Consider the following 26,741-nt stretch of genomic DNA (forward strand, 5'->3'; position numbering starts at 1 on the left):
CCGTCAGGCAAAGCCGACGGAGACCGCGCCGAACGGGCCGAAGTCGGCCTCGATCTCGGTGCCCGGCGGGCATTCGATGGGCGAGATGAAGGAGCCCGAAAGGATTATCTGCCCCGCCTCGATCCGCTGGCCGTACTGGCCCATGCGGCGGGCCAGCCAGACAATGCCCATAACCGGATCGTCCAGCACGGCCGCGCCCAGGCCCGTCGCCTCGACCGCGCCGTCCTTGCGGACGATGGCCCCGGTCCAGCGCAGATCGACGCGTGCCGGGTCGTTTCGTTGCGGCCCCAGCACGACGCCGGCATTGGCGGCATTGTCGCTGACCGTATCCACGATGATCCGGGCCTTGCCCGTCGCCGGGTCGGTTCGCAGGATCCGCGTGTCCAGGATTTCCAGCGACGGGGCCACGTAGCCTGTCGCGGCCAGCACGTCGTCGCGGGTCACGTCGCCATTCAGCGGGGCCTGCATGACAAAGGCGATCTCTGCCTCCACCCTTGGCTGGATGAAGCGGCCCGCAGGCACCGTGGTCCCATCGGCAAAGACCATGTCGTCGTAAAGCACGCCGGAATCCGGCGTTTCGATGTTCAGCGCCTGCTGCATGACCTTGGACGTCAGGCCGATCTTCCATCCCGCGATCGTCCGCCCCGCGGCAAGTTTCCGCGCCATCTGCGCCGCCTGGATGGCGTAAGCCTCGCCCAGCGTCATGCCGGGATGGCGCAGCGACATCAGGCCGATCTGGAACCGCCCGTCCTCTGCCGCCAGCAGGTCTGCGGCGGCCCGATCTATGGCATCGGGCGTCAGGGCCATTCGTCGGCCACCGTGTTGCGCAGGATGCCGATGCCGGGGCTTTCGACCTCGACCACATCCCCCGGGACCAGATAGCGCGGCGGATCGAACCGCGCGCCGGCCCCTGTCGGCGTACCGGTGATGACAATGTCCCCGGGTGCCAGAGTGGTGAAGGTGGAGATATAGGCGATCTCCTCCCGTACCGGGAACATCATGTTCTTGAGCCAGTCGTCCTGGCGCAGTTCGCCATTCACCCGGGTCACGATCCGTGCCTCGTCCAGTTGTGCGGGGTCGGTGAAGGGCACCAGCCACGGCCCGATTGCGCCTGATCGGTCCCAGTTCTTGCCCTGCGTCACGTTGAACTTGGCATGACGCACCCAGTCGCGGATCGTGCCTTCGTTGCAAAGCGTCAGCGCCGCGATGTGGTCATAGGCGTCCCTGGCCGCGATCCGGCGGCCTCCCTTGCCGATGATCACGGCGACCTCGCCTTCATAGTCCAGCGTGTGGTTTTCCGGCGGGCGGATCAGCGGCTGACCGTGGCCGGTGAAGCTGGACGGAAAGCGCGGGAACAGCGACATGTATGTCGGCTGGGCCGAGCCGTCCCTGTATTCCGCGTTCCGGTCCGGGAAGTTCACGCCGACGCACAGGATCCGTTCGGGTCGGGCGATGGGGATCAGGAATTCGACGTCCCCCTGCCCGCAATCCGCCGCACGGCCCTGCCCCGCCGCGATCAGGTCGTTCATGGCACCGGCAACCACGGCGTCCTGCAACCGCGAAAATTGCGGGAAGCTGTCGGTCAGGTCGACGATGCCGTCCCCGGACACCAGGCCGAACCGTTCGGCGCCATCCCGACGAAAGGCCGCAAGCCGTGCTGTGGTGGTCATGTCGGTCTCCTTGCCCGGTTTCAGGGCGCGATGATCGGGGTGGCGTTCAGTTCCGCCGCGCGGGTGCCGACGCCGGTGAAGACCGACCCATGTTCGAACCACGACTTGGGCGCGGGCGCGCCCCACAGGGTCTGGCGCTGCGGGTCTTTCAGGTCCCACTTGATGGGTTCCAGGTCCGGATCCACGGTCTGGTAATCGGAACAGTAGATCTCGATCCGGTGGCCGTCGGGGTCCAGGATGTAAAGAAAAAACGCGTTCGATATGCCGTGCCGCCCCGGCCCCCGTTCGATATTGCCGACGTAGCCCGTGGTCGCCATCAGGTCCAACAGATCGATGATGTTCAAAGGCGTCGGCACCCAGAAGGCCGTGTGATGCAGCCGCGGGCCGGTGCCGTTGGTGAAGGCGATGTCGTGGACGCCGCCCTTGCGATGCGTCCACGCGGCCCAGAGACGGCCGGACTCCTCGTCCTCGGTGTATTCCGTCACGCGGAAACCGATCTGGCCATAGAAGGCTACTGCCATATCCACGTTCGGCACGAAGCAGTTGAAGTGGTCGATCCGCAGCGGCTTCACGCCCCGGTAGAGTTCGTATTTCTGATGGATCGGCGGCAGCCGGTCCATCTTGTGATAAAACTCCATCGGTGCGCCGAAACAGTCATGTGTCCGCAACGTCCGGCCCTGATACGGGCGTTCGACCCAGTCCACGGCATGGCCCTGGCCTTCGAACCAGGCATGGGCCTTGTCCAGGTCGTCCTCGGACCAGAGCTTGTAGGACAGGTAGTCGATCCCGGCCTCCGGCTTCTTCTTCAGGACCAGGCAGTGATGGCCGCGTTCCTCCATCGCGCGCAGATAGATCGTGTCCGCGTCCTCGTCCGTGACCTGCAACCCCAGGGTCTGGGTATAGAAGGTGCGGCTGGCAGCCAGGTCGGTCACGCCGAATTCCACATGGCTCAGCCGGACGATGTTGAACGGCGGGTTCAGGTTCGGTGCGGGGATCGGCATGGTTTCCTCCCAATCTTTCCCGGTCTTCTTGGTCTTTTGCAGCCGGGCGGATCAGCCGCCCAGCTTCGGGACCTTGTGGATGGCGCGCGGGAAGCTGACGTTCACCGTCTCCATGTAGAAATCGAAGGACCAGTCGCCACCGTCCCGCCCGATGCCGGAGGCCTTGACCCCACCGAAGGGCGTGGGCAGGTGGCGGATGTTTTCCGAGTTCACCCACATCATGCCCGCCTCCAGGTGATCCGTCATCCGGATCGCGCGGTTCAGGTCGTTGGTCCACAGATAGGCTGCCAGACCGTAATCCACGTCATTGGCAAGGCTCAGCGCCTCTTCCTCGTCCCTGAACGGGATCGCGGTCAGGACGGGGCCGAAGATCTCCTCCTGCGCGATCTTCATGGTGTTGGTCGCGCCTGTGAAGAGGGTCGGTGCAACGAAACAGCCCTTTTCGCCGATCTTCCCGCCGCCCGCGGCGATTGTGGCGCCTTCCGCCCGCGCGGTGTCGAAATAGGACAGGACTTTTTCCTCGTGCACGGGGTGGATCAGCGGGCCCACGACGGTTTCGGGATCCAGCGGGTGGCCCACTTTGATGCGCTTTGCGACCTCGGCCACCCGGGCGGTGAACGCGTCGTGGATCGTGTCCTGCACCAGAAGGCGTGATGACGAGGTGCAGCGTTCGCCGTTCAGCGAATAGATCATGAAGGTCGCGGCATCGACGGCGCGGTCGATATCGGCGTCGTCGAAGACGATCACCGGGTTCTTGCCGCCCAGTTCGAAATGCACGCGCTTCAGCGTGGGCGCGCCCTGCGCCATGATCATGCTGCCGGTCCGGCTTTCGCCGACAAAGGCGATGGCGCGGATGTCCGGGTGTTCCGTCAGCCGCTTGCCCGCGGTTTCCCCCAGCCCGTTCACGACGTTCAGCACACCCTTGGGCAGGCCCGCCTCTTCCGCGATCTCGACCAGTTTCTTGGCGGTCATGGGCGAGAATTCGGCGGGCTTGTGGACCACCGTGCAGCCCGAGGCGAGCGCCGGCGCGATCTTCCACGTCGACAGCATGAAGGGCGTGTTCCAGGGCGTGATCACGCCGACGGGGCCGATGGGCCGGCGGCTGGTCGTGTTCATTTGCGTGGGCGTGCGGGTGACGGTGCCGTCCTCGGCCCCCGGCGCCTGGTCGGCGAAGAAGCGGAAGTTGGCCGCGCCCCTAATCGCGGCCTTGGACATGAAGCGCAGGGCCTGGCCCGTATCCATGCATTCGGTAAAGGCGATCTCATCCGCCCGCGCCTCGATCGCCTCGGCGACCTTGATCAGGATCTTCCGGCGTTCCGCGCCCGGTGTCTTCGACCAGCCGGGGAATGCTGCTCTGGCAGCCGCGACGGCAGCGTCCACGTCTTCGGCCCCGGACATCGCCACCTGCGCCAGCACCGTCCCGTCGACCGGGCAGATCGTGTCCATTGTCTTGCCCGACAGCGCGGGGACCGACGCACCGTCGATATGGTTCAACACCCCGCCCGCGGCAAAGGCCGCCATGTAGACCTGTGCCTTGGCGATGTTGTCGTCCAGAACGCTCATGCTTTCAGTCCTTCGTCGTCCGGCCCGACAGGCGGGCGTGAATGGGCGTGTCCTTCCAGCTGAGCGCCGGGTCGATGATCCGGATTTCCAGCGACAGCGCGAAATGCGGCTGGGACAAAGGACCCGACAGCGCGCCCTGCAGGGCCGAAAAGATCAGGTCGCCCGCGTCCTTCAACGCCTCGGTCGTCCGGCCCGCACCGGCCGACAGTGTGGCGGCCAGGAAATGGTTTTCGGGCAAACCGTCTGCCACGATAGCATGGTCCGCCCGGTGCAGCCGCACGCGGATGCCCGCCACCGGAAAGAGGCCCGCCGCCAGCATCGCCTGATGGCCCGCACGGGCCACCGCGGCCATGTCGGCCTGACTTTCCAGTCCCGGTGAATACTCGATCGCCAAATGTGCCATGTGCGACTCTCTCCCCTTTGATGAACATGTTAAACAATGAAGCTCTTGTCAACGCCAGGTCTTTGCGGGACCACAACGAACGACCCGACAACACGGATGACCCGCATGCCCGATAGTCCCGACACCGGCCTGTCCGAGATCCACCGGACGCTGCCGATCGCGCTTCTGCGGCTGCGCGAACGGGTAATGAGCGAATTTCGCCCGATCCTTCAGGCCCATAACGTTACCGAACAGCAATGGCGCGTCATGCGCGTTCTGATGGAGGCGGACAGCATGGATGCCAGCGAACTGGCCGCGACGGCCTGCATCCTGGCGCCGTCGCTGTCGCGCATCCTGAAGACGCTGGACGCACGCGGGCACATTGCCATCGACCGCGACCCCCACGATGCACGCCGCGTGCAGATCCGCATGACGGACAAGGGCCGCACCTTCATCGCCAGGGTCACGCCCGAAAGCGCCGCCGTCTATGACCGGATCGCCGAACGGCTGGGGCCAGAGCTGCTGGGGTCGCTGCTGACCGACCTGGAGACCGCACTGGAGAAGATGAACGACTGACGGTTGTCCCGTGGTGACCGGCGGCCGAAGCGCGTGCATAAAAATGCTGCGCCCGGACCTGCGACTCTGCGTAGCGATTCATCTTGTTTCCGATGACTTGCGCCGCAGATTGCCGAAAAAATGATCGAATGCCTGTACCGACGCCACGACAACCGGGGCGCGGCGGGCCCTTGGCCGATCCGGAATAGAAGTCAGGCGGTCCTCGTTTCAAAAAGAGCGATGCGCACGGGGGTGTCGCGGAAACAGCGCTCCGCTCGGCGGACCGGAAAGGGAGAAGGAAGAATGACGAAGCAAGCAAGGCTGAAAGCCACCCTGTCGGCGCTGGCCCTGGTGGCAAGTGCGCAAAGCGCGGCGGCCATGGACGAGATCACGGTCGGCTACTTCCTGGAATGGCCGATGCCCTTCGAATACGCCAAGGCCACGGGCATGTATGACGAGGCCCTGGGCATGAAGGTCAACTGGGTGTCCTTCGATGCGGGCACCGCGATGTCAGCGGCAATGGCATCGGGCGACGTGCAGATTTCCGTCAGCCAGGGCGTGCCGCCCTTCGTCGTGGGCGTTTCCGGCGGCGTCGACCTGCAGATCGTGGACGTGGCCGTCAGCTATTCCGAAAACGACAACTGCGTCGTGGCCGAGGCGCTGGAAATCGACAAGACCAATGCCAAGGAACTGGACGGCAAGAAGGTGGGTGTGCCGATCGGGACCGCCGCGCATTACGGCTTTCTGAAACAGATGGACCATTTCGGCGTCGACATCACCACCATGGAAATCGTCGACATGGCCCCGGCCGAAGGGGCTGCCGCCTTCGCCCAGGGCAACCTGGACATGGTCTGCGGCTGGGGCGGTGCGCTGCGGCGCATGAAGGAACACGGCAACGTGCTGCTGACCGGCGCCGAAAAGGAAGAACTGGGGATCCTGGTCTTCGACGTGACCTCTGTCCCCGCCTCCTTTGCCACCGAACATGCGGACGTGCTGACCAAGTTCCTGCAGGTGACGGCCGATGCCAACGCCATGTGGGCCGAAGGGTCGAAGAAGGACGAGATGGTCGCGGTGATCGCCAAGGATGCCGGCATGGACCCCGCCGATGCCGCGGCTTCGCTGGCGACATTCACTTTCCCGACGGTGGCCGAACAGCTGGGCCCGAAATGGCTGGGCGGCGGTGCACAGGAATTCATGCTGGGCGTGGCGCAGGTCTTCGTCGACGCGGGCTCCATCCCCCAGGCGCTGAAAAGCTATGCCGACACGGTGAACACAGGCCCCCTGTCCGAGGTGAAGCACTGACGACAGCAACCGGGCGCGGGGACCCCTTGCGCCCGGATCGGCCCGTGCATGGGCCGGATGTATCGGTTCGGCCCGGGGGAATGGCGTCATGGACGGTCTGCATATCGAAAACCTATCCATGCGGTTCGACCTTCCGAACGGCACAAGCGTGCAGGCGCTTCAGGACGTCTCGCTTGAAATCGGATCGGGCGAGATGGTGTCCATCCTCGGGCCTTCGGGCTGTGGCAAGACCACGCTTCTGAACATCGTGGCAGGGTTTCTGGCGCCCACCGGCGGCCGGGTGCGGATGAACGGGCACGACGTTTCCGGTCCCGCGGCCGAACGGGGGATGGTGTTCCAAAAGGGCGCGCTGTTTGAATGGATGAACGTACGCGACAACGTGGAATTCGGCCCCAAGATGAAGGGCATGCCCGCCGCCGAACGGCGGGCGATTTCCGACCGGCTGCTGGAAACTGTGGGCCTGCGGGATTTCAAGGAAAAGGCGGTCTATGAACTGTCGGGCGGCATGCAGCAGCGCGTGGCGCTGGCCCGCTGTCTGGCCAATGACCCGGACCTGATCCTGATGGACGAACCCCTGGGCGCGCTCGACGCGCTGACGCGCGAGAAGATGCAGGGTCTGGTCCTGAAGCTGTGGAAGGAAACCCGCAAGACCGTCGTCCTGATCACCCATTCGGTCGAAGAGGCGCTGTTGTTGGGCGAACGCCTGATCGTCATGGCCCCGCGTCCGGGCCGGATCTACAAAGAATACCGCCTGCCCTTTGCCGAACGCGGTGTGAACGCCGACCTGCGCGAGGTCAAGAAAAGCGAGGGCTTCGCCCAAACGCGGGACGAGATCCTGTCGATGATCTGGGAAATGGAAGAGGAAATCATGGGCCGGGCGGAGGCAGGCGCATGACCGGCTGGATCGTCCTGCTTCTTTATGTTCTGCTTTTTGCCGGGGCCTTCGTCCTGATCAACTTCGTCCGTCGGATGAGCGCCAAGTCGAAGGACTTCACCAGCCTGAAGACCGTGACTTTCGGCGACGAAAGCGCGATCCGGCCGGACCGCGCGGCATCCGTCCTGTCGGTCCTGGTGATCTTTCTGATCTGGGGCGCCTTCACCGGGTCGAAATGGGCGCCGTTCCACGTTCCGGGGCCCTTTCTGGGCGAAACGTCCTTTACCTATACCGCCACCGCCGCCGACGGATCCACTGACGATGCCCTGGTCGAGGTGCTGGTCCATTCCCCGGACGAGGATCCCGACGCGCCGTTGGTGGAGCCGGGCGAAGGCATGGCCAAGAACATGTCCGACACGGTCCAGGTCTGGCGGTCGACCCTGATCCGCGCCACGTCGAACGACGAACCGGCAGACCCGGAAGGCTATCGCGTCACCGCAATCGATGGCCAGCCCATCGCCCCGGGCGGGGCCGTAAAGGTGAAGGACGGCACGGTAACGATGACCGCCAAGGGCAGTCTCAGCTTCGAACCGGCCCGCGGGCTTCAGATGGAGCCGATCTGGATGCCCAGTCCCGAGGCCGTCGTCAGCCGTTTCGCGGAAATCGCGACCTCCGGATACCAGAACTTCACCCTGTGGGACCATCTGGGCTGGTCGCTGCTGCGCGTGCTGGTGGGTTTTGCCTGCGGGTCGGCCCTGGGCATCCCCCTGGGCTATGCCATGGGTCTGTCGGGCTGGTTCCGGGGCTGGTTCGACCCGATCGTGGAATTCATGCGACCGGTGCCGCCCTTGGCGCTGATCCCGTTGGTGATCATCTGGTTCGGTATCTGGGAAACGGGCAAGATCGTCCTGCTGTTCCTGGCCGCACTTTGGGTCATGACCATTGCCGCGCGGGCGGGTGTGTCGGGGGTGAACATCACCAAGGTGCATGCCGCCTTTTCGCTGGGGGCCAGCAAGTGGCAGGTGCTGCGCCACGTGATCGTGCCGAATTCCCTGCCCGAGATCTTTACCGGGGCCCGGGTCGCCATGGGGGTCTGCTGGGGCACGGTCGTCGCGGCCGAACTGGTGGCCGCGCAAAAGGGCGCCGGCATGATGATCATCGCCGCATCGAAGTTCCAGCTGACCGATATCGTGATCATGGGGATCATCCTGATTGGCATCATCGGCTACGGCATCGACATCCTGATGCGGATGGCCGAACGGGTGCTGGTGCCGTGGAAAGGCCGGTCCTGATCCCTGTAAAGGATCTCTCTCGCGAAAACGGCAAGGCCGCAATCCGGCCCCGCCGGACCCGGGGTTTCTTTGCAGGACGGTTTCCGGAACCACGCGTGCCTGCGTCGAAACATTTGCATCAGATGATCAAATATTTATTCTTTTGACATAGGATTTTCAAAGGTCCAGACTGTGGGTCATCCACGAAAGGACCCCGGACCCGATGAAGATCCGCGATATGCTTGAAGACATGTCGGACCAGTTGACCCCGGCCGAGCGGCAGCTGACGTCGGTGCTTCTGGCAGATTACCCCTTCGCCGGGCTGGAACCGATCCAGGACCTGTCGAAACGGGCCCATATCTCGGCCCCATCGATTTCGCGCTTCGTGGCCAAGCTGGGCTTTGCCGGCTTCCAGGACTTCCAGCAGCGGCTGGTGAAGGAACTGAAGGAAGGCCAGAAATCGCCCATCGACCTGCAAAGCGGGCAGGTCCTGGACAGCGACGCGCCGCTGGCATCCTACTTCAGCCAGATCGAGGCGCTGAACAAGGAAATGGTCGAACGCGTAACAGCCAGCCAGTTCAACCGGCTGGTCGAGCTTCTGACCGACCCGAAACGCGGTATCTACATGATCGGCGGCCGGATGAGCGACACGATCGCCGACTTCTTCGTCCGCCACCTGCGGCAGGTCCGGGCGGGGGTGGTGCATATCCCCACCGATCCGGAATACTGGCCGGAATACCTGATGCGGATGCGGGCGCGCGATGTGCTGCTGATCATCGACTTCCGCCGCTACCAGGCCAACCTGGCCCGGCTGTCGGCACAGGCGCGGGCGCGCAAGGTGCAGACCGTCGTCATCACCGATCAATGGATCACCCCCGCGGCCAAGGGCGCGACCGAGTTGATCTCGGTGCCCGTGGCGTCGGGCACGGTCTGGGACAGTTACCTGCCCGCCTTCGCGCTGATCGAGGCCCTTCTGGTGCCGATCGCCGACCGGGACTGGAAAGCGACAATGAAACGGATTTCGGAGTGGGACATGCTGCGGGACGAACCGGCACCGGGGATGAAGCCATGAGCGACGAGGGTCAACGGCTGAGCTTTGTCGGCACCTCGGATCTGGCCGGGCTGATCCGGGGCAAGTCCTTTCCCGAAGGCGAATGGGCCAAGCGGACCAGGCGCGGGATCGGCTGGACGCCGACCAATGTTCAGATCACCTGTTTCGACGCGATCGCGGAAACGCCCTTCGGATCGCTGGGCGACCTTGTGCTGGTGCCGGACGAGACGACCCGGTTCCGGCTGGGCGGTGCCCGGCCGCTGGATTTCAGCCTAGGCGACATCCGTTCGCTGGAAGGGGAACCGTGGGACTTCTGCACCCGCAGCCTGGCGCGGAAGGCGCTGAATCAGTTGCACGAGGTCGCGGGCGCCCATGTCGTGGCCGCCTATGAACACGAATTCCAGCTGCGCGACGTCCCCGCACGCAGGGGGGATTCCTACGGGTTCAAGGGCTTCCGCGACGCGCAGGCCTGGGCCGAACCCCTGATGGATGCGCTGACGGCGGCGGGCATCGTGCCCGACAGTTTCATGAAGGAATACGGGCCTGGCCAGTACGAGGTGGTGATGAAACCCGCGCAGGGCCTGGCCGCCGCCGACAATGCCGCCCTTCTGCGCCTTCTGACCCATGACGTGCTGGGCGGCCTTGGGCTGAAGCCCACCTTTGCGCCCATCCTGGACCCCGACAGCGTCGGCAACGGCCTGCACGTGCACATGAGCTTTGTCGACGACGGCGGCACGCCCCTGACCCATGACGCGACCGATCCCCACGGGCTCAGCCCGCTGACGCGCCATTTCATCGGCGGCGTACTGACATATCTCGATCAGATCCTGGCGCTACTGGCCCCGTCCGAAATCAGCTATCTCCGCCTGACGCCCCACCGGTGGAGCGCCGCCTTCAACAACCTTGGCTACCGGGACCGTGAAGCCTCGGTCCGGATCTGCCCGGTGACGGCACAGGATCCCGAGGGCATCGCGAAACAGTTCAACTTTGAACTGCGGGCGGCGGATTGCGCGGCGAGCCCGTTCCTGACCATGGCCGCGATGGTCTTTGCCGGGGTGCAGGGCATTCGCGACAGGATCGACCCGCCGGCGCCGACGCAGGAAGACCTGTCGCTGCTGACGCCCGAGGCGTTGGAAGCCAAGGGCTTCCGCCGCCTGCCGACCTCGCTTGACGAGGCTTTGAAACGGTTCTCGGGCTCGGCCATGGTGCGGCAATGGTTCGGGGACGGCTTTGTCGACCTTTACACCGCGCACAAGCGGGGCGAGATGGCCGCCATCGCCGACCTGGACTGGCGCGCGAAATGCGACCGCTATGCTGAGGTGTACTGAGGCAAGCAGGGGACGCCTGACTAAAGTCACTGAATTCAAAAGCTTGGCAGGGGATCGGCCCGCGATTCGGGCGTGGCCCCGGCCGGGCAGCGCAACCATGCGGGCCGCTGCACGCCCCACGGGTTTCAGCGTCGTTTCAATGCCTCATTCTTCATCGGCGGCAGGATCCGGCCGCGAATGATTTCTCTCAATAGGTACAAATCGATTGACTTTGAAAATCGACGATCAAATTCTGAACCCATGAAAAATCACGCATCATACCGCGTCTTGCAGGCGACGGCAGTGATCTGTCGTGCGGGGTTCGTCCGATGACGGCGCCGCTGCTGCGACCGGATGCAGACCCGGCGCCCGTGGCCTGGGTGAACCGCGGCGCGGTATCGCCCATCCTTCTGGTGTGTGAACATGCCGGCCGCGCGGTGCCGCAGGCGTTGAATGGGCTGGGGCTGACCGCGGATCAGCTGTCGCTGCATATAGGGTGGGATCCGGGTGCGGCTGCCGTGACGCGGGCCATGGCGCAGCGGCTGGACTGTCCGGCGGTGCTGCAGGCCTACAGCCGGCTGGTGATCGACTGCAACCGCCCGCCTGCTGCGCCGGATGCGATGCCCGAAACCTCGGACGGCGTGACCATTCCCGGGAACGCCGGGCTTTCGCCTGCGGACCGTGCGGCGCGGACCCGGGAAATCTTCGATCCGTTCCATGCCGCCGTCACCGCCGCGCGCACGCACGGTCCACAGATCCTTCTGTCGATCCACAGCTTTACGCCGCGGCTGATGTCGCGCGGCGGGCCCCGGCCCTGGCATATCGGCTTTCTGGGGCGGCGGGACATGGCCACCTCTGAACGGCTGATGGCCGGGGTGCGGCGCCTGCGCCCGGGCCTGTCGGTTGCCCTGAACGAACCCTACCAGATCGACGACCTGTCGGACTGGTTCGTGCCCCGCCATGGCGAGCCGTCGGGCCTGCCCCATTCCCTGATCGAAGTCCGCAACGACCTGATCGGCGACGCCGCAGGGGCGGACGAGATCGCGGCCCTGCTGTGCCGGGCCGTCGAACCATTGCTGGAGAACGCATGCTGACCCGCGACCTTCCCCTTGATCCGGCGGCCTCGGCCCTGATCTTCATCGACGTCCAGAACTTTTCCGCCCGCCGTGACGGGGGCGAGTTCAAGGACACGCCCCCGGCCGAATTCGAGGCGAAATACGGCCCCTTCTTCGACACGTTCGAGGCGGAAACCCTGCCCAACATGGTCCGCCTGCGCGAAGCGGCCCGCGAAGCAGGGGTCGAGGTCATGTACACGACCATCGAAAGCCTGACCAAGGACGGCCGGGACCGCAGCCTGGATTACAAGATCACCGGCTTCAACGTGCCAAAGGGGTCGTGGGACGGAAAGTGCATCGACGAACTGGCCCCGGACGAGGACGAGATCTGGCTGCCAAAGACGTCGTCGTCGGTCTTTGTGTCAACCCATATCGACTACATCCTGCGCTGCCTGGGCGTGAAGCAGGTGGTCCTGTCGGGGCTGCTGACGGACCAGTGCGTGGAAAGCGCGATCCGGGATGCCTGCGACTTGGGATATCTGGTCACGCAGGTCACCGACGCCTGCCAGACCATCACGGCCGAACGGCACGCGACGTCGCTGAACGCGATCAAGGGCTATTGCCGGCAGGTCACCACGGACGCGCTGATCGCGGAGCTGAAAGGAGCAAGGGCATGACGGCCAAGGACAAAGTCTGGGACGAGATCGACGGCAACGGCGACCGGGTGCTGTCGCTGACGCAGGATATGGTGCGCATACCGTCCGTGAATCCGAAGTTCGAACGCAAGCAGGGCATCAACAACGAAACCCAGGTCGCCCAGCTGGTCGCGGACCGGCTGAAGGCGAACGGGTTCGAGACCGAAAGCTGGGAGGTCTTCCCGGACAGGCCCAACGTGATCGGCACCCTGCCCGGCAATGAAGAGAAAAGCCTGATCCTGTGCGGGCACATCGACACGGTGCCGGTGGGAAACCAGGCCAACTGGGTCGTCGATCCCTTCGGAGGCGAGATCAAGGACGGCAAGCTTTACGGTCGCGGCTCGGTCGACATGAAGGCGGGTCTGGCCGCCTGCATCGCCGCCGTCGAATCCATCAAGGCGGCAGGCATCACGTTGGACGGTCGTCTTTCGATCCACGCGGTCGTGGACGAAGAGGCCGGCGGCTTCGGCGCGATGGATGCCGTGGCCAAGGGGCACCTGGCCAGGAACGCGATCATCGCCGAACCCACCTGGGACAAGGTGATCCCGGCCGAAGGCGGGCTGGAATGGGTGCGCGTCACCATAACCGGGCGCAGCGGCCATGCCGGCATGCGCTATAACGACATCTTCCCGCAGCCGATCGTTCCGGGCCGCCTGATGCCCGCGATCAATGCGATCGAGATCGCGACGCGGTTCCTGGCAGCCCTGAAGGAATTCGAGGCCTCGCGCTGCCGGACCCATTACCACCCGCTGTGCCCGCCGGGCCTTTCGACGATCAACCCGGGTGTCATCCACGGCGGCGTGGGCCTGGACGAGGACGGGCTGCCGATGATCCGCACCAACCCGGCGATGACCCCGGACCGTGTGGTGATCGACCTGGACCTCAAGTTCCTGCCGAACGAGACCGCTGCCGATGTCCGCTCGGAATTCGAAGCCTTCGTCGCGGCCTTCGATGCGCTGGATCCGTGGACGAAGGACCACCCGACGCAGGTCATGTGGGAACTGGGCGGGCTGCATTTCCCGCCGATGGACACGCCCATCGACCACCCGATGGTGCAGTCGCTGGTCAGGCACCACACGTCGCTGGGCGAGGCCCCGGAAATCCGCGGCTTCGACGCGGTGACGGATGCCGCGCATTATTCCGGCGCGGGCGTCGATGCCGTCATCTACGGCCCGGCCGGCGACGGCTTCCACGGCGACAACGAATATGTCGACGTGGCCTCGCTCCACAAGGCGACCAAGGTGATCGCCGCCGCGATCCTCGACATCTGCGGCACCCGTTGAACTGAGAAACGAGAACAGACCCATCCAACCAGGAGTGAAGACCGTGTTTAACAGACGCAACTTCCTTGCCACCACGGCCCTTGTTGCCAGCTTCGGCCTGCCGGCGCTGGCACAGGCCGATGTCATCAAGATCGGGGTTCTGGCCCCCGTTTCCGGGCCTGCGGCCGCCGACGGCCAGGAAATGGTGAACGGCGCCCAGATGGCCGTCGATGAACTGAACGCGGGCGGCGGCGTGGCCGGCCACACGTTCGAACTGGTCGTGGGCGATGCCGCAGACCAAAGCGCTGCCGCCGTGGCCACCGCGGCCGAGCGCCTGCTGGGCGACCGGGACATGGGCGCCATCGTGACCGGCTATGCCTCGGGTTCGAACTTCGAAATCGAGATGATGGCAGAACAGGAGATGATCTATCTCGTCTCCGCCAACTCGGCCCAGACGCGGGACATCATTTCCGAAGACCCGGACGCCTTCCCGACGATCTGGTCCTTCACCCCGTCCTTCGACGCCTACAACACCGGCGTCCTGCCCGTGATCGAAGGGCTGGCCGCTGACGGGTCGGTGGACCTGCCGTCGAAGACGCTGGCGCTGATCTCGTCCGACAACCCCTATTCCAAGACCATCGCCGAAGGTCTGGTCGAAAGCTTCACGGCCGGTGGCTGGGACGTCACCGTCAACGACCTGGTGCCCTTCGGTGAAGTCGGCGACTGGCGCGGCTTCCTGGCCAAGGTGCGGCAGGATCCGCCGGCGGTCGTGATCAACACCGACTATCTGCCGGGCAACGCGGCCGCGTTCATGTCGCAGTTCATGGAACAGCCGACCGACAGCCTGGTCTTCATCCAGTACGCGCCTTCGGTCCCGGAATTCCTGGAGCTGACCAAGGACGCAAGCTCGGGCGTGCTTTACAACTTGCTGGGCGGCACCCTGCCCACCAGCGCCTCGGAACGGGCCAAGGACGTGATCGGCAAATATGTCGAAACCTTCGGCAACGAACCGGGCGCCTATGGGCCGGCCCTTTATGAAGAGGTGATGCTGTATGCCGCCGGGCTGGCGGCCGTGGGCGATCCGGCGGACCGTGTCGCCATCGGCGAATGGATCGGCCAGTCGTCGACGGAAACCGCGGCCGGCACCATGGCCTTCGATCCGGAAACCCACCTGGCGGTCCAGGGCGAAGGCGGCATCCCGCTGCAGTTCTACCAGATCCAGGACGGCAAGCGGGTCCTGTTCGCGCCCGAAAACTATGCCGACGGCAGCTTCAAGCTTCCGCCCTGGATGGAGTGAGGCCCTTGCCGGATCCGATCCTGACCCTTTCGGGTGTCACCAAGACCTTCGGCGGGCTGACCGCAGTGAAGGACGTCAGCTTTTCCGTCATGCAAGGTGAAATCTTCGGCGTGGCGGGACCCAACGGGTCCGGCAAGAGCACCATGTTCAACTGCATCACGGGTATCCCTTTCGGTCCGACCGGGGGGGAGATCCGCTTCAAGGGGCAGCGCATCGACAAGGCGCGCCCGCATGACATCTTTCGCGCCGGCCTGTCCCGCACCTTTCAGAAGGATGCCGAATTCCCCGACCTGACAGCGCGGGAAACCGTGGCCCTAGGCGGCCACTACGGCGCGGGCCTGCGCGGCCAGCACACGCGCGACGCGGTGGAAGAGGCGCTGGACCTGTGCCAGTTCGAACCCGCCCGGCGGGATATGCAGACGGCCGACCTGTCGGTCTATGGGAAGAAACAGCTGATGATCGCCTCTGCCCTGGTGGCGAAACCGGATATCCTGATGCTGGACGAACCGGCCTCGGGCCTGACGCGGCCGGAAATCGCGGCGCTGGACGACCTTCTGATCAAGGTGAACGCGATCGGCGTCACGATCCTGATCATCGAACACGTCCTTGGCCTGCTTCTGTCCGTCAGCCAGCGCCTGCTGGTCCTGAACAACGGCGCCGTCCTGACCGAAGGCGATCCGAAGACCGTGATCCGCGACGAACGCGTGGTCGAGGCCTATATCGGGGGGGCCGCCGCATGAGCCGCCTTCTGGACGTGTCCGGCATCCATGCCGGCTATGGCACGGTGCCGGTCCTTCATGGCATCGACATCCACCTGGACAAGGGCGAGGCCGTGGGCCTGTTCGGTCCGAACGGTCACGGCAAGTCGACGCTGCTGCGCACGATTTCGGGCCTGCTGCGCCCAAGCCGGGGCACCGTCACCTTCGACGGGCAGGACATCACCACGGCCAAGCCGTCGGCCATCGTTGCCGCCGGCCTGATCCATGCCCAGCAAAGCAATACCCTGTTCGGCGACATGGGGGTCGAGGAGACACTGGAGCTGTCCGCCTTCTCTCCCCGGGCCAGGGACGGCTGGAAGGACCGGCTGGCCGAGGTTCACACGCTGTTCCCCCGCCTGGCCGAACGGCGCCGGCAGAAGGCCAAGACGCTGTCGGGCGGCGAACGGCAGATGCTGTCGATCGGCTGCGCACTGATGTGCGCGCCCCGGCTTCTGATCCTGGACGAACCCACGCTGGGCCTGTCGCCCCGCCTGAAAGGTGAACTGTGCGCGGCCATCGCCGAGATCGCGAAGAAGGGCGTACCGCTGATCGTCGTGGAACAGGATGTCGAATTCCTGCTGACGCTGACAGACCGGCTCTACCTTGTCGAACAGGGCGAGGTCGCGCGCGAGATCGACGGCAGCAACGCGCCCGACCATCAGGAGATCATGGACATGTATTTCGGCGAAGGGGCCCACTGATGGACGGCGTCCTTATTCCGACACTGGTTTCGGGTCTGCTCCTGGGCTCTCTCTACGCACTGATGGCATCGGGGCTGTCGCTGATCTGGACGACGCTGGGAGTCTTCAACTTCGCCCACGGCGCGCTGATGACGCTGGGGGCCTATATCGCCTGGACCGTGACCGAACAGCTTGGCCTTGGCCTTGCCGCCGGTTTCGTCGCGGGCATCGGCGCCGCCGTGATCGCCGGCGTGGTGATCGAGCTTTTGCTGGTCCGCCCCTTCTATGGCAGCCGCAACATGATGCTGATCACGGTGATGACGACGCTGGCGGCGTCGACGATCATCGAGCGCGGCATTTCCGTCATCTGGGGCCCGCGGCTGAAGCAACTGCCCCGCGTGATCGACGGTCAGGTCAATATCCTGGGCGCCCCGGTGTCGGCGCATGAAACGCTGATCATCGTGCTGGCGCCCGCGGTCCTGCTGGCGCTTTGGTGGTATACCGGACGCACCCGCAGCGGCCGGTCCCTGCGTGCCGTGGGCCAGAACCAGGACAGCGCCGCGCTGATCGGGATAGACGTACCGCGCACATTCTCGCTGGCCTTCGGGCTTTCGGCGGCCCTTGCCGGGGTGACGGGCGTGCTGCTGGGATCGATCCGTTTCATCACGCCCGGGCTTGGTGCCGACCCGCTGGTCAATGCCATGATCGTCGTCATCTTCGGCGGCCTGGGCAGCCTGGGGGCCACGGCCGGTGCCGCCTATGTCATCGGCATGATGGAGGCGCTGCTGGTCCTGTGGCTGGGGCTTTACTGGACGCCATCGGTCCTGTTCGTGGCGCTGATCGCGGTGCTGGTCTTCCGGCCGAACGGCCTGTTCGGAAAGGTTTCGGCATGACACGGACACAAAGACTTTTCGCGCTTGCGGCCCTTGTCCTGCTGGCCATCGTGCCATTCTTCGTCACCGACAGCTACACCCGCCACGTCTTCATCGTGGCCTTCATCTACGCCACTGTCGCCGTGAACTGGGACCTGAGCCTCGGGCTCGGCGGGCTCTTCAACTTCGGGCATGTCGCCTTTTTCGGGATCGGCGTCTATACGGCGGCGATCCTGACCACCGCGCTGGACGTCTCGCCCTGGATCGCAATCCCGGCCGGTGGCATCACGGCGGCCATCGCGGCCCTGATCATCGCGCTGCCGGTGGCGAAACTGCAGGGCATCTATGTCGTCCTTGTCACCTTCGCCTTCGGGCAGCTGTGCCTTCAGATCGTCCTGTCCCAGGGTGACCTGACCGGCGGGGCGGAAGGACTGGTCCGCCTGCCCTACCTGACCATCGGCGACTACAAGTTCATCCGCGATTTCAAGTTCGCCTACTACTATCTGGCACTGGCGATCCTGGCCGTCTCGGTGATTGTACTGCTGCTGATCGCACAGTCGCCCTTCGGCAAATCCCTTCGCGCGGTGCGGGACAATCCGGACTATGCGGCGTCGCGCGGCATCTCCGTCGCGCGGCAACGGGTGCTGGTGCTGGTCGCGTCGTCGGTCATGACCGGCGTCGTGGGCGGCTTCTATGCCATCTACCTGCGCGTTGCCTCGCCCGAGGTGTTCGGGTTCTCCATCGCCACGCTGGTCGTGTCCATGGTGCTGATCGGCGGCGCGGGGTCGATCATCGGACCCGCGATCGCCGCCCTGGCCCTGACCTTCGCGACCGAGGCGATGGCCGGCGTCCGCGGCATGGAAGAAGCCCGCTTCATCATCGTTGCCGTCGCGATGATCGTGGTTCTGCAGGTTGCCCCCGGGGGCGTGGTTGACATCTTTGGCCGTCTTCTTGGTAGTGGCCGCAAAACCTGAGGTGAAGACATGAAAGAGTTCAAGACAGAGACATCCCACGGCACCATCGCCGTCACCGACAGCGAAGGTGCGGGTCCCGTCCTGCTGATGATCCACGGCAATTCCTCTTGTCGGCAGGTGTTCCGCAACCAGTATGCAGGCGAGATCGGCAAGGAATTCCGCTGCATCGCCTTCGACCTGCCGGGCCACGGCGAAAGCAGCGATGCGACCGACCCTGAAAAGTCCTACTGGATGCCCGGCTATGCCGATCTGGCAATCGAGCTGATGGAGAAACTGGAAATCCCGTCCTACGCCGTCCTCGGCTGGTCGCTTGGCGGTCATATCGGACTCGAAATGCTGGCGCGGACCGACGCGGTGACCAAGCTGATGATTTCCGGCACGCCCCCGGTCGCGGCCAACCCGGAGAGCCTGGGCGCGGGCTTCCTGCCGTCGGAACACATGGGCCTGGCCGGTCAGGAAGTGTTTTCGGAAGAGGACGTGTCGAACTATGCCCATTCGACCTGTGGCGTGAATGCGCCCTTCGAACCCTTCCTGCTGGAAGCTGTGGCCCGCACTGACGGCCGCGCCCGCGCGATGATGTTCGGCCGCATCCTGGCGCCCGAAGGGCATGACCAGCAGGAACTGGCCGTGAAATCGAAGGTGCCGCTGGCCATCGTGAACGGCGCCTCGGACGTCTTCGTCAATGGCGACTTCATCAAGGCGCTGCCCTATGAAAACCTGTGGGAGGACACCGTCTATGAGCTGGAAGACATCGGCCACGCCCCCTTCTGGGAAGTGCCGGACCAGTTCGACCCCTACCTGCGACGCTTCCTGAATACGTGACGCGACGCTGAAATCCGGCCCCGTCCCGCCGGGTCGGGGCCGCATTGCGCATTCATCTGCCCGTTGCGGCCAGGATGACGTTGCCGATACCGCCCCAGCTTGCCAAGATGGGCGCCACGGCGATATCCCCGTGTCCGAAGACCCAAGTGGCAGTACGACCGAAGGTGCAATGGCAGATCAGCTAGAAGTGGATTCGTTCCGCACCTCGATCCTGTACTGGATCGGCGTTCTGGAACAGATGTCCAACCAGCAGTTCGTGGACGAGACCCGGGGCGGCAAGTCGGACGTATCGATCTGGCGCACCCTGTCGATCCTGTCGGAACTCAGCGGTCTGACCGTGTCGGAACTGTCGCGCTATACCCAGATCGAGCGGACCGCGCTGAGCCACCTTCTGACCCAGATGGAAAAGAACGGCCTGGTCGAACGCCGCCCGCGCCAAGGCGACCGGCGGGTGATCGAGATTCATATCCTGGAAGACGGAATAGCGACCTTCCAGCGGATGTTGCCGATCCGCCGCGCGGTGTTTCGCCGGGCGACGGATGGCGTCAGCGAGGAGGAGCTTCAGGGCATGATGTCGACCCTGCACAAGCTGATCGACAACCTGAACACCGCCGGTGCCGCGGTGTCGCCCTCGGCGGGAAAGTAGGCGTCAGGCCCCGGACGCTTCTGCGTCGTCGAACGCGCCTTCCAGCAGACGGCCGTATCCCGGATAGCGATCCCCGATCCCCAGCCGGCGCAGGCAGTGCCAGACCACCGCCTGATTGCTGGCGATGACCGGGCGGCCGAAGGCCTGTTCGATGCTTTCCAGAACCGGGCTGATCTGGATCCCGGCACAGCTGATCAGCAGACCGTCGGCATCGATGTCCTTCAGGGTCATCGCGGTGTCGTACCAGCGTTCCGGCGGGATCGCGCCCTGGTCCAGCGGGTTGGTGCAGGGAATGCCACCGCAGGCCACCACCTCGAACCCTTCGCGGGTCAGGACCTCGATCTCGGCCGCGTTTACCTCGTCGACATAGGCCGTCATCAGCGCGATGCGCTTCAGACCGGCCGCGCGGAGTGCGTCCAGAACCGCCTCGAACGTCGTGGTCGACGGCACGCCGGTCGCGGCCGTGACCCGGCCGTTGATCACGGCGGGCCCGACCACAGCACTGGCGGCAGTGCAGTTCAGCAGCATCAGCTGAACGCCGGCATCGGCGCCCAACTGGGCGTGGATCTCGATATCGTCGACCAGGGCATGGTCGTCTTCCAGCCCCGAACGGGTGAAGGTCAGCCGCGTCGTCAGCCACTGGACGCCGTCGGGCGACATGCGCTGCACCTCGAAATCGCACTGCCCCCCGGACGGGTAAAGCTGCGCGATCTTGGCGCGGTATCCATAGCCCAGATACATGATGCCATCCTTGTTCCGGGGCCGTCAGGCGACGGCCATGCACTCGATCTCGATATCGAATTCCATCGGCCACGAGGCGACGGTGACGAAGGTCCGCGTCGGCTTGTGATCGCCGAAATACTTCATGTAGACCTCGTTCACGATGCGGAAATAGGCCGAGTTGGTGCAGTAGATCGTCACCTTCACGACCTTGTCGAAGGACGAGTCCGACGCCTTCAGCACGGCCCCGATATGGCGCATGACCACGTCGGTCTGGGTGGCGATGTCGCCAAAGACCAGTTCGCCCGTGTCGGGATCGATGGGCGGCGCGCCCGAGATGAACAGGAAGCCGTTCGCCCTGATCGCGGGCGAGATCGGCACCTTCTTCGCTTCCAGAAAGTCCGAGATGTTGGGGACCCGGATCATTTCAAGTTCGCTCATGTCTGTCTCCTGTCGGTTCAGAATCTGTCGGGGCTGGCGGCGTCCATCGCCGCCCTGGCCTCCGTGTCGCCCATCATCGCATCTGCGATCAGCTGACCTGTGCGGGCACCCAGCGTCAGGCCCAGCATGCCGTGACCGCAGGCAAACCAGACCTTGTCGTCGCCTTTCCGGGGGCCGATGACGGGCACGCTGTCGGGCGTGCCGGGACGGTCGCCGGACCAGCGGGTTTCGATCCTGGGCGTCAGGGACGGGATCATGCGGCAGGCCATGGGCATCAGCATTTCCGCACGGCGCCACGTGGGCGCGGCCTTGTGGCCCGCAAATTCCAGCGTGCCGGCCACCCGGTTGCCGCCCAGCATGGGCGTGACGGCAATGTTCATCTCGCCCTCGATCACCGGACCGGACAGGGCCGGGCCATCGGCAGGCAGGGTGACGTGATAGCCGCGCAGGGGTTCGATCGGCAGCGTCTGACCGAACCAGCCTGCGATTTGGCCGGCCTTCGCACCGGCCGCGACGACCAGCCGGTCGGCGGTGAACTGGCGCCCGTCGGCGGCCGTCAGCCACACGTGCCCGTCCGGGACATGGCCGCCGCGGGTGATCATGGCGGTTTCAAAGATCCCCCCTTCTGCCAGGAACAGGTCCAGGATGCGGGTCGACAGCAGTTGCGGATCCGACAGATAGGCGCTGCCCGGGACATAGACGCCGTGGCTGTATTCCGGCGCCAGCAGCGGTTCCAGCTCGTGGATCGCGGCCTTGTCCAGCACCTCGACCGCGACACCGTTCCTGCGGCAGGTCCCGATCTTCGTGGTATAGCCTTCGAAGGCTTCGACACTGCGCACGACATATAGCTCGCCCCGGTCGCGGATGACCTCGGCGGCGGGACTACCGGCCAGCAGCGTGTCATATGCCGGGCGCGCGCGGGACAGGAGGGCGGCCAGCGCCGCCTCGTTCCGGCTCACGGCCTCGGGTTTCGTGTTCTGCATAAGCTTCAGGCCCCAGGGTACCAGCGCGGGCAGGTGCGACCATTTCAGCGACAGCGGGCCTTCGGGATCGGTCAGCATCCGCGGAACCTGACCCGGCAGCCCGGGCATGGCCATGGGCAGCGACGACCCCACCTGGATCATCCCCGCATTACCAAAAGAACAGCCCGCGCCGGGCTGCCCCTGGTCGATCAGCGTGACATGAAGCCCCTTGCGCCGCAGCGCCAGGGCAGAACACAAGCCCACGATCCCGGCGCCCAGGACAAGGACGGAACCGGCGCTCATGACGCCGGTCCCTGTTGTGCGGATTGGGTGGACCGTTCCGTCATTCGGCAGCGATGGCGCTGCAGTGGAACAGGCGCTCTTCCTCGATCACGGGGTTGGCCAGGTTCAGCGGCGCCAGGTAATGCGACAGGTAGGTCGTGTCCGGCCCGGTCTGCCCGGCCCGCGCCGCCGCGATCTCTGCCCGCTTGGCCTGGGTCGCAGCCGCGTCCGGTCTGCCTTCGGCCGTCAGGACCACGCCATAGACGTCGGCCGCATAGTCCGCGGTCACGATGTCCAGGAAGACGTCCTGTGCCACCAGTTCCGGATCGCGCTCCAGCGGATCGCCGTTGCCGGCGCCACCGGCCGAGATATGGCAGAAGATGTCGCCCGACCTGATCGGCACCTGCAGCATCGGCATCACCGGCAGGATCTGCTGGTCCGGTCCCGGATTTATGATGTTGTAGCTGGGCGTTCCGGGGCTGCCGCCGTCCACCCCATAGGGGAGGTGACGCCGCCGGTCCGACCGCATGATCAGCCCCGCCTCGTCCGCCAGCAGGCGGTATTCCCGCACGAAGGCCGGCGCACCGCGATACTTGCCCGGCCCGCCCGAGTTCTGGACCAGCCCGTAGCGGGTGATCAGCACCGGGAACTGTGCCTCGATCATTTCCACCGGCTGGTTGGTGCCGTTGCCGCCCGGGTTCGGGATGCCGTGTTCGCCGTCGCGCCAGCTCAGCGCGCCGCCGGCGCCCGCAAGCGTTTCGGTGCACACGAAGGCGCGGCCCTGATGCCGGCCAGCGATCACCGGGAAAGTCACGCCGCCCTCGCCCGCCGCGGGCGTATTGTCGGGCAGGATCCGTCCCAGCGCGCCGAACAGCGTATCCAGCATCCGCCAGCCCATCAGCGCGCGCGCCGCGCAGGCCGCGGGCGGGCGCGGGTTCACGATACAGCCTTCGGGCGCGATGGTCCGGATCGGCCGGGTGAAGCCTTCGAAGTTCGGGATGTCGCTGTCCAGCACGCATTTGATCGCCATGTAGCCGGCGGCCTTGGTGAACGGGATCGGGCAGTTGATCGCGCCCTTCACCTCGCCCGAGGTGCCGGTCCAGTCGATCTCCATCTCGTCGCCCATGACGCGGACGGTCAGTTGCAGGACGATCTCTTCCGGGTCTTCGCCCAGCCCGTCGACATAGTCGGTAAAGCTGTATTCGCCGTCCGGGATCCTGGCGATCTCTTCCCGCATCATGGCTTCGGACCGGTCGTGCATTTCCTCGACAAAGGCGCGGAAGGTGGCCGATCCGTATTTCTCCAGCAGGCGGACGAAGGCGCGGTCGGCATTGGTGACGGCGGCGATCTGGGACCGCATGTCGCCCGACACCATCTCCGGCAGGCGGTTGTTCAGGGCGATCATCTCGAACAAGGTCTCGTTCGGGGTGCCCTGGTCGTAGAGCTTCAGGATCGGGATGCGGAGCCCTTCCTGATAGATCTCCTTCGCGTAGACGGCGGTCGACCCCGGGGCCAGGCCGCCCATGTCGGTCTGGTGGACCAGCGTGCAGGCATAGCCTTCCAGCTCACCGGCCACAAACATCGGTTTCACGATATAGACGTCGGGCAGGTGCATGCCCCCGGCGACGTAAGGATCGTTGAAGATGAAGACGTCGCCCGGTTTCGTGTCTCCTTGCGTCTTCGACACCAGCCGCTGCATCGCGTCGGGGAACGACCCCAGGTGCAGCGCCATGGTCATGCCATGGGCGATGACCCGGCCCTGCCGGTCGCAAAGGCCGGTCGAATAGTCCATGGAATCCCGCACGATGGCGGAATGGGCCGTGCGCATGATCACCAGCGCCATCTCGTCGGAAATCGAGGACAGTGCATTGCGAATGACCTGTGCGGTGATCGGATCGGTGCCGGTGGTCATCAGACAGTCTCCTCGGCGGTCAGGATGATGTTCCCGAAGGGGTCGAGCGTGGCGGCCCAGTCGGGCGGCACGACGCAGGTGGTGTCGTATTCCTCGACGATCATCGGGCCCTTGCGGGGCGTGCCGTTCAGATCGCTGCGCTGCAGGATCGGGGTTTCATGGGCACCGTGGTCCCCGAAATGGACCAACCGAGTGCGGCCTTTTTCGGTGGGCGCGGCCAAGGCCGATTTCAGGTCGATGGCGACGTCGTCGTCAAGGGCCACGGTGCCGATGACCCGCAGGTTCACGCTTTGCACCGGGGCCGCGTCGGTCCGGTGGCCATAGGTCGCCTCGTGCTCGGCGCTGAAGGCCTCGCGCATCTGGGCGCGGTCGGTCAGACCGGAGGCTGTGGGATCGACAGGCACGGTCAGTTCGTGCGCCTGGCCAAGATAGCGCAGGTCGGCGAAACGGGCGATCTTCACAGTATCGGGGTTGCAGCCTTCTTCCGCCATCAGGTCCAGCAGGCGCTGTTCCAGGGCGGCAAAGACGCGGTCCATGCCGTCATTGTCTTCGTCGCCGACAATGCCGATGAAGGACTGGGTCAATTCGTGCTGGATTGGCGTGCGCAGCAGCCCATAGGCGCTGAAGACGCCGGGGTTCAGCGGCACTATCACGCGCTTCATTTCCAGCGTGGTCGCGATCTCGGTCGCCAGCACCGGGCCATTGCCGCCCATGGCGAACAGGGTAAAGTCCCGCGGATCGCGGCCGCGATAGGTCGACACGGCCTTCACCGCGCGAACCATTGTGCCGGCGGCCACCTGGAAGATGCCGTGGCAGGTCTGGTCCATGGGCTTGCCCACGCGGTCGGCGACCTTGGCCTTCAGCACCGCTTGTGCCTTGGGCTTGTTCAGCTTCAGTTCGCCCCCCACCAGGTAGTCGGGGTTGATGTATCCCAGCTGGATCATGGCGTCGGTCAGCGTCGGATCCTCGCCGCCCGCATCATAGGCCACCGGACCCGGGGCTGCGCCCGCGCTTTTCGGACCCACGGTCAGGACCCCTGCCCCGTCGAAGTCGACGATCGATCCACCGCCGGCGCCGATTTCCGAAATGTCGATCACCGGCAGTTTCAGCGCATGCCCGCCGCCCATCTGCAGGCGGCTGGACAGATTGATGCCCGCGCCGACCTCGTAGTCCGACGTCTTCGACACCTGCCCGCCTTCGACCATCGCGGCCTTGGCGGTGGTGCCGCCCATGTCCAGCGTGATCAGGTCCGGCAGATCCGACGTCCGTGCCAGGTCCGCCGCACCGATCACCCCGGCCGAAGGCCCGGATTCCACGATATAGGCGGGCTTCAGCGCGGCCTGCGCCACCGACATCACGCCGCCGTCGGACTTCATCACCTGTACCGGCGCGTGGATGCCGATGCCCTTCAGTTCCGTCACCAACGAGCCGAAATACCGCTTCAGCACCGGGCCCAGATAAGCGTTGATCACCGTGGTCGAGGTGCGTTCGTATTCGCGGATTTCCGGCAGCAGGTCGGCGGAATAGGTCACGAAGGTGCCTTCGGGCATCCTCTCGGTCAGGCGTTCGGCCACCGCGATTTCATGCGCCTTGTTGGCGTAGGAGTTGATCAGGCAGACGGCGACGGATTCCACCCCCGCCTCGGTCAGCTGGGCGGCAAGGGCGTCGACCTCGTCGAAGTCCAGCGGCGCGATCACGCGGCCATCGGCGCCCAGCCGTTCGCCCAGTTCAAGGCGCAGGTTGCGCGGAACCAGCGGTTCGGGGCGCTTGAAGGTCAGGGTGTACATCTCGGGGATGCGCAGGCGCCGGAATTCCAGTACGTCGCGGAAGCCTTGCGTGGTCACCAGCCCGGCCTTGGCACCGCGGCCTTCCAGAATCGTGTTCGTGGCGACTGTCGTCGCGTGGATCACGGCCGAGATCCGGGCCGGCGCGATGTCCCGCATCGCCATCAGCTGGCCGATCCCGGCGGTGATCCCGCGGCCGTAATTGTCCGGCGTCGTCGGAACCTTCCGCGTGAACAGGGACCCGCGGTTCCCGGCGAAAACAAGATCTGTAAAGGTGCCGCCGACATCGATGCCAATGCGGAAATGTTCAGTAGTGGTCACGTTCGGGTCCTGTCTTTCCTGCCGTCGGATGCCCGACCAGATCGCGGGCCGGCTCGGGGCATTTACATATGTGAGATTTCACTTATCAACGGAATTCAGCTTCTCACCGGCAGAATCCGGAAATGATCGGCCGATGTGCGTGAATTTTCATCAAACCAGCGGGTCCAATGCACCTGTCCCGCGGAAAGGCCCGGCCCGGCCGCCCCCCCCCGATCATACAGGCCGACGAGGACATCCCGCCCATCCGCCGCGCACTAAAAAAGCGCGCCCCGCAGGGCGCGC

Annotated in this window: 26 protein-coding genes; 16 read left to right on the forward strand and 10 right to left on the reverse strand. The window is 65.1% G+C overall.

Features of this window, described 5'->3' with window-relative positions; translation table 11 throughout:
* Positions 1-3: 3 nt before the first annotated feature.
* From hpaH to FQK05_RS23350, 5 genes are read right to left on the reverse strand one after another with little or no spacing between them, the layout of a single operon-like run.
* Positions 4-807, reverse strand: a complete 804-nt coding sequence (gene hpaH / locus FQK05_RS23330; RefSeq protein WP_158971507.1) for a 2-oxo-hept-4-ene-1,7-dioate hydratase — start codon at positions 805-807, stop codon at positions 4-6.
* A complete protein-coding gene (locus FQK05_RS23335) occupies positions 798-1,670 on the reverse strand; it encodes a fumarylacetoacetate hydrolase family protein (RefSeq protein ID WP_158971509.1) in 873 nt (290 codons plus the stop codon). Before FQK05_RS23335 ends, hpaH begins: the two co-directional genes overlap by 10 nt.
* Positions 1,671-1,690: 20 nt before the next feature.
* Entirely contained in the window at positions 1,691-2,671 is a 981-nt protein-coding gene (gene hpaD, locus FQK05_RS23340; RefSeq protein ID WP_158971511.1) for a 3,4-dihydroxyphenylacetate 2,3-dioxygenase, read from the reverse strand.
* A gap of 51 nt (positions 2,672-2,722) precedes the next feature.
* Positions 2,723-4,234, reverse strand: a complete 1,512-nt coding sequence (gene hpaE / locus FQK05_RS23345) for a 5-carboxymethyl-2-hydroxymuconate semialdehyde dehydrogenase (RefSeq protein WP_158971513.1) — start codon at positions 4,232-4,234, stop codon at positions 2,723-2,725.
* Between the two features lie 4 nt (positions 4,235-4,238).
* The gene (locus FQK05_RS23350; RefSeq protein WP_158971515.1) at positions 4,239-4,637 is read right to left on the reverse strand and encodes a 5-carboxymethyl-2-hydroxymuconate Delta-isomerase; all 399 of its coding nucleotides are present in this window, start codon (positions 4,635-4,637) and stop codon (positions 4,239-4,241) included.
* 105 nt (positions 4,638-4,742) lie between these two features.
* Between FQK05_RS23350 and hpaR the strand changes: the two genes are divergently transcribed.
* The 16 genes from hpaR to FQK05_RS23430 all read left to right on the forward strand — a co-directional run bounded on the left by hpaR (position 4,743) and on the right by FQK05_RS23430 (position 20,037).
* Positions 4,743-5,192, forward strand: coding sequence for a homoprotocatechuate degradation operon regulator HpaR (gene hpaR / locus FQK05_RS23355; RefSeq protein WP_233270651.1), 450 nt, complete (start codon positions 4,743-4,745; stop codon positions 5,190-5,192).
* 282 nt (positions 5,193-5,474) lie between these two features.
* Positions 5,475-6,473: a taurine ABC transporter substrate-binding protein gene (locus tag FQK05_RS23360; RefSeq protein ID WP_158971519.1), complete on the forward strand. Its 999-nt coding sequence runs from the start codon at positions 5,475-5,477 to the stop codon at positions 6,471-6,473.
* An 88-nt stretch (positions 6,474-6,561) separates the two neighbouring features.
* Entirely contained in the window at positions 6,562-7,368 is an 807-nt protein-coding gene (locus FQK05_RS23365) for a taurine ABC transporter ATP-binding protein (protein WP_158971521.1), read from the forward strand.
* Positions 7,365-8,639, forward strand: a complete 1,275-nt coding sequence (locus FQK05_RS23370) for an ABC transporter permease (protein ID WP_158971523.1) — start codon at positions 7,365-7,367, stop codon at positions 8,637-8,639. The genes FQK05_RS23365 and FQK05_RS23370 overlap by 4 nt, the downstream gene beginning before the upstream one ends.
* A gap of 202 nt (positions 8,640-8,841) precedes the next feature.
* Positions 8,842-9,690, forward strand: coding sequence for a MurR/RpiR family transcriptional regulator (locus FQK05_RS23375; protein WP_158971525.1), 849 nt, complete (start codon positions 8,842-8,844; stop codon positions 9,688-9,690).
* Positions 9,687-10,997, forward strand: coding sequence for a type I glutamate--ammonia ligase (locus FQK05_RS23380; RefSeq protein ID WP_158971527.1), 1,311 nt, complete (start codon positions 9,687-9,689; stop codon positions 10,995-10,997). The genes FQK05_RS23375 and FQK05_RS23380 overlap by 4 nt, the downstream gene beginning before the upstream one ends.
* Positions 10,998-11,305: 308 nt before the next feature.
* Positions 11,306-12,070 carry an N-formylglutamate amidohydrolase gene (locus FQK05_RS23385; RefSeq protein WP_158971529.1) on the forward strand — a complete coding sequence of 255 codons (765 nt, stop codon included), beginning with the start codon at positions 11,306-11,308 and terminating at the stop codon, positions 12,068-12,070.
* Entirely contained in the window at positions 12,064-12,708 is a 645-nt protein-coding gene (locus FQK05_RS23390) for an isochorismatase family cysteine hydrolase (RefSeq protein WP_158971531.1), read from the forward strand. The genes FQK05_RS23385 and FQK05_RS23390 overlap by 7 nt, the downstream gene beginning before the upstream one ends.
* Positions 12,705-14,009: a M20 family metallopeptidase gene (locus FQK05_RS23395; RefSeq protein ID WP_158971533.1), complete on the forward strand. Its 1,305-nt coding sequence runs from the start codon at positions 12,705-12,707 to the stop codon at positions 14,007-14,009. The genes FQK05_RS23390 and FQK05_RS23395 overlap by 4 nt, the downstream gene beginning before the upstream one ends.
* A gap of 43 nt (positions 14,010-14,052) precedes the next feature.
* Positions 14,053-15,285, forward strand: a complete 1,233-nt coding sequence (locus FQK05_RS23400; RefSeq protein ID WP_199252755.1) for an ABC transporter substrate-binding protein — start codon at positions 14,053-14,055, stop codon at positions 15,283-15,285.
* A 5-nt stretch (positions 15,286-15,290) separates the two neighbouring features.
* The gene (locus FQK05_RS23405; RefSeq protein WP_199252756.1) at positions 15,291-16,025 is read left to right on the forward strand and encodes an ABC transporter ATP-binding protein; all 735 of its coding nucleotides are present in this window, start codon (positions 15,291-15,293) and stop codon (positions 16,023-16,025) included.
* Positions 16,022-16,744 carry an ABC transporter ATP-binding protein gene (locus FQK05_RS23410; protein WP_158971535.1) on the forward strand — a complete coding sequence of 241 codons (723 nt, stop codon included), beginning with the start codon at positions 16,022-16,024 and terminating at the stop codon, positions 16,742-16,744. Before FQK05_RS23405 ends, FQK05_RS23410 begins: the two co-directional genes overlap by 4 nt.
* Positions 16,744-17,616 carry a branched-chain amino acid ABC transporter permease gene (locus tag FQK05_RS23415; RefSeq protein WP_158971537.1) on the forward strand — a complete coding sequence of 291 codons (873 nt, stop codon included), beginning with the start codon at positions 16,744-16,746 and terminating at the stop codon, positions 17,614-17,616. Before FQK05_RS23410 ends, FQK05_RS23415 begins: the two co-directional genes overlap by 1 nt.
* On the forward strand, positions 17,613-18,569 hold the full coding sequence (locus FQK05_RS23420) for a branched-chain amino acid ABC transporter permease (protein WP_158971539.1): 957 nt from the start codon (positions 17,613-17,615) through the stop codon (positions 18,567-18,569). The genes FQK05_RS23415 and FQK05_RS23420 overlap by 4 nt, the downstream gene beginning before the upstream one ends.
* A 9-nt stretch (positions 18,570-18,578) precedes the next feature.
* A complete protein-coding gene (locus tag FQK05_RS23425) occupies positions 18,579-19,391 on the forward strand; it encodes an alpha/beta fold hydrolase (protein WP_158971541.1) in 813 nt (270 codons plus the stop codon).
* Between the two features lie 169 nt (positions 19,392-19,560).
* Positions 19,561-20,037, forward strand: coding sequence for a MarR family winged helix-turn-helix transcriptional regulator (locus tag FQK05_RS23430; RefSeq protein WP_158971543.1), 477 nt, complete (start codon positions 19,561-19,563; stop codon positions 20,035-20,037).
* Between the two features lie 3 nt (positions 20,038-20,040).
* On the opposite strand, the gene FQK05_RS23435 is transcribed toward FQK05_RS23430, so the two are convergent.
* The 5 genes from FQK05_RS23435 to FQK05_RS23455 are packed head-to-tail and all read right to left on the reverse strand — an operon-like array spanning position 20,041 to position 26,459.
* Complete coding sequence (locus tag FQK05_RS23435) at positions 20,041-20,778, reverse strand: maleate cis-trans isomerase family protein (protein ID WP_158971545.1); 738 nt, start codon at positions 20,776-20,778, stop codon at positions 20,041-20,043.
* Between the two features lie 24 nt (positions 20,779-20,802).
* Entirely contained in the window at positions 20,803-21,198 is a 396-nt protein-coding gene (locus tag FQK05_RS23440) for a Rid family detoxifying hydrolase (protein WP_158971547.1), read from the reverse strand.
* A 17-nt stretch (positions 21,199-21,215) separates the two neighbouring features.
* The gene (locus tag FQK05_RS23445) at positions 21,216-22,463 is read right to left on the reverse strand and encodes an NAD(P)/FAD-dependent oxidoreductase (protein ID WP_158971549.1); all 1,248 of its coding nucleotides are present in this window, start codon (positions 22,461-22,463) and stop codon (positions 21,216-21,218) included.
* Positions 22,464-22,503: 40 nt separating this feature from the next.
* Positions 22,504-24,354: a hydantoinase B/oxoprolinase family protein gene (locus tag FQK05_RS23450; protein WP_158971551.1), complete on the reverse strand. Its 1,851-nt coding sequence runs from the start codon at positions 24,352-24,354 to the stop codon at positions 22,504-22,506.
* A complete protein-coding gene (locus tag FQK05_RS23455) occupies positions 24,354-26,459 on the reverse strand; it encodes a hydantoinase/oxoprolinase family protein (RefSeq protein WP_158971553.1) in 2,106 nt (701 codons plus the stop codon). The genes FQK05_RS23450 and FQK05_RS23455 overlap by 1 nt, the downstream gene beginning before the upstream one ends.
* Positions 26,460-26,741 lie beyond the last annotated feature (282 nt).

The organism is Chachezhania sediminis (assembly GCF_009765275.1).
GTDB classification, from domain to species: Bacteria; Pseudomonadota; Alphaproteobacteria; order Rhodobacterales; family Rhodobacteraceae; genus Chachezhania; species Chachezhania sediminis.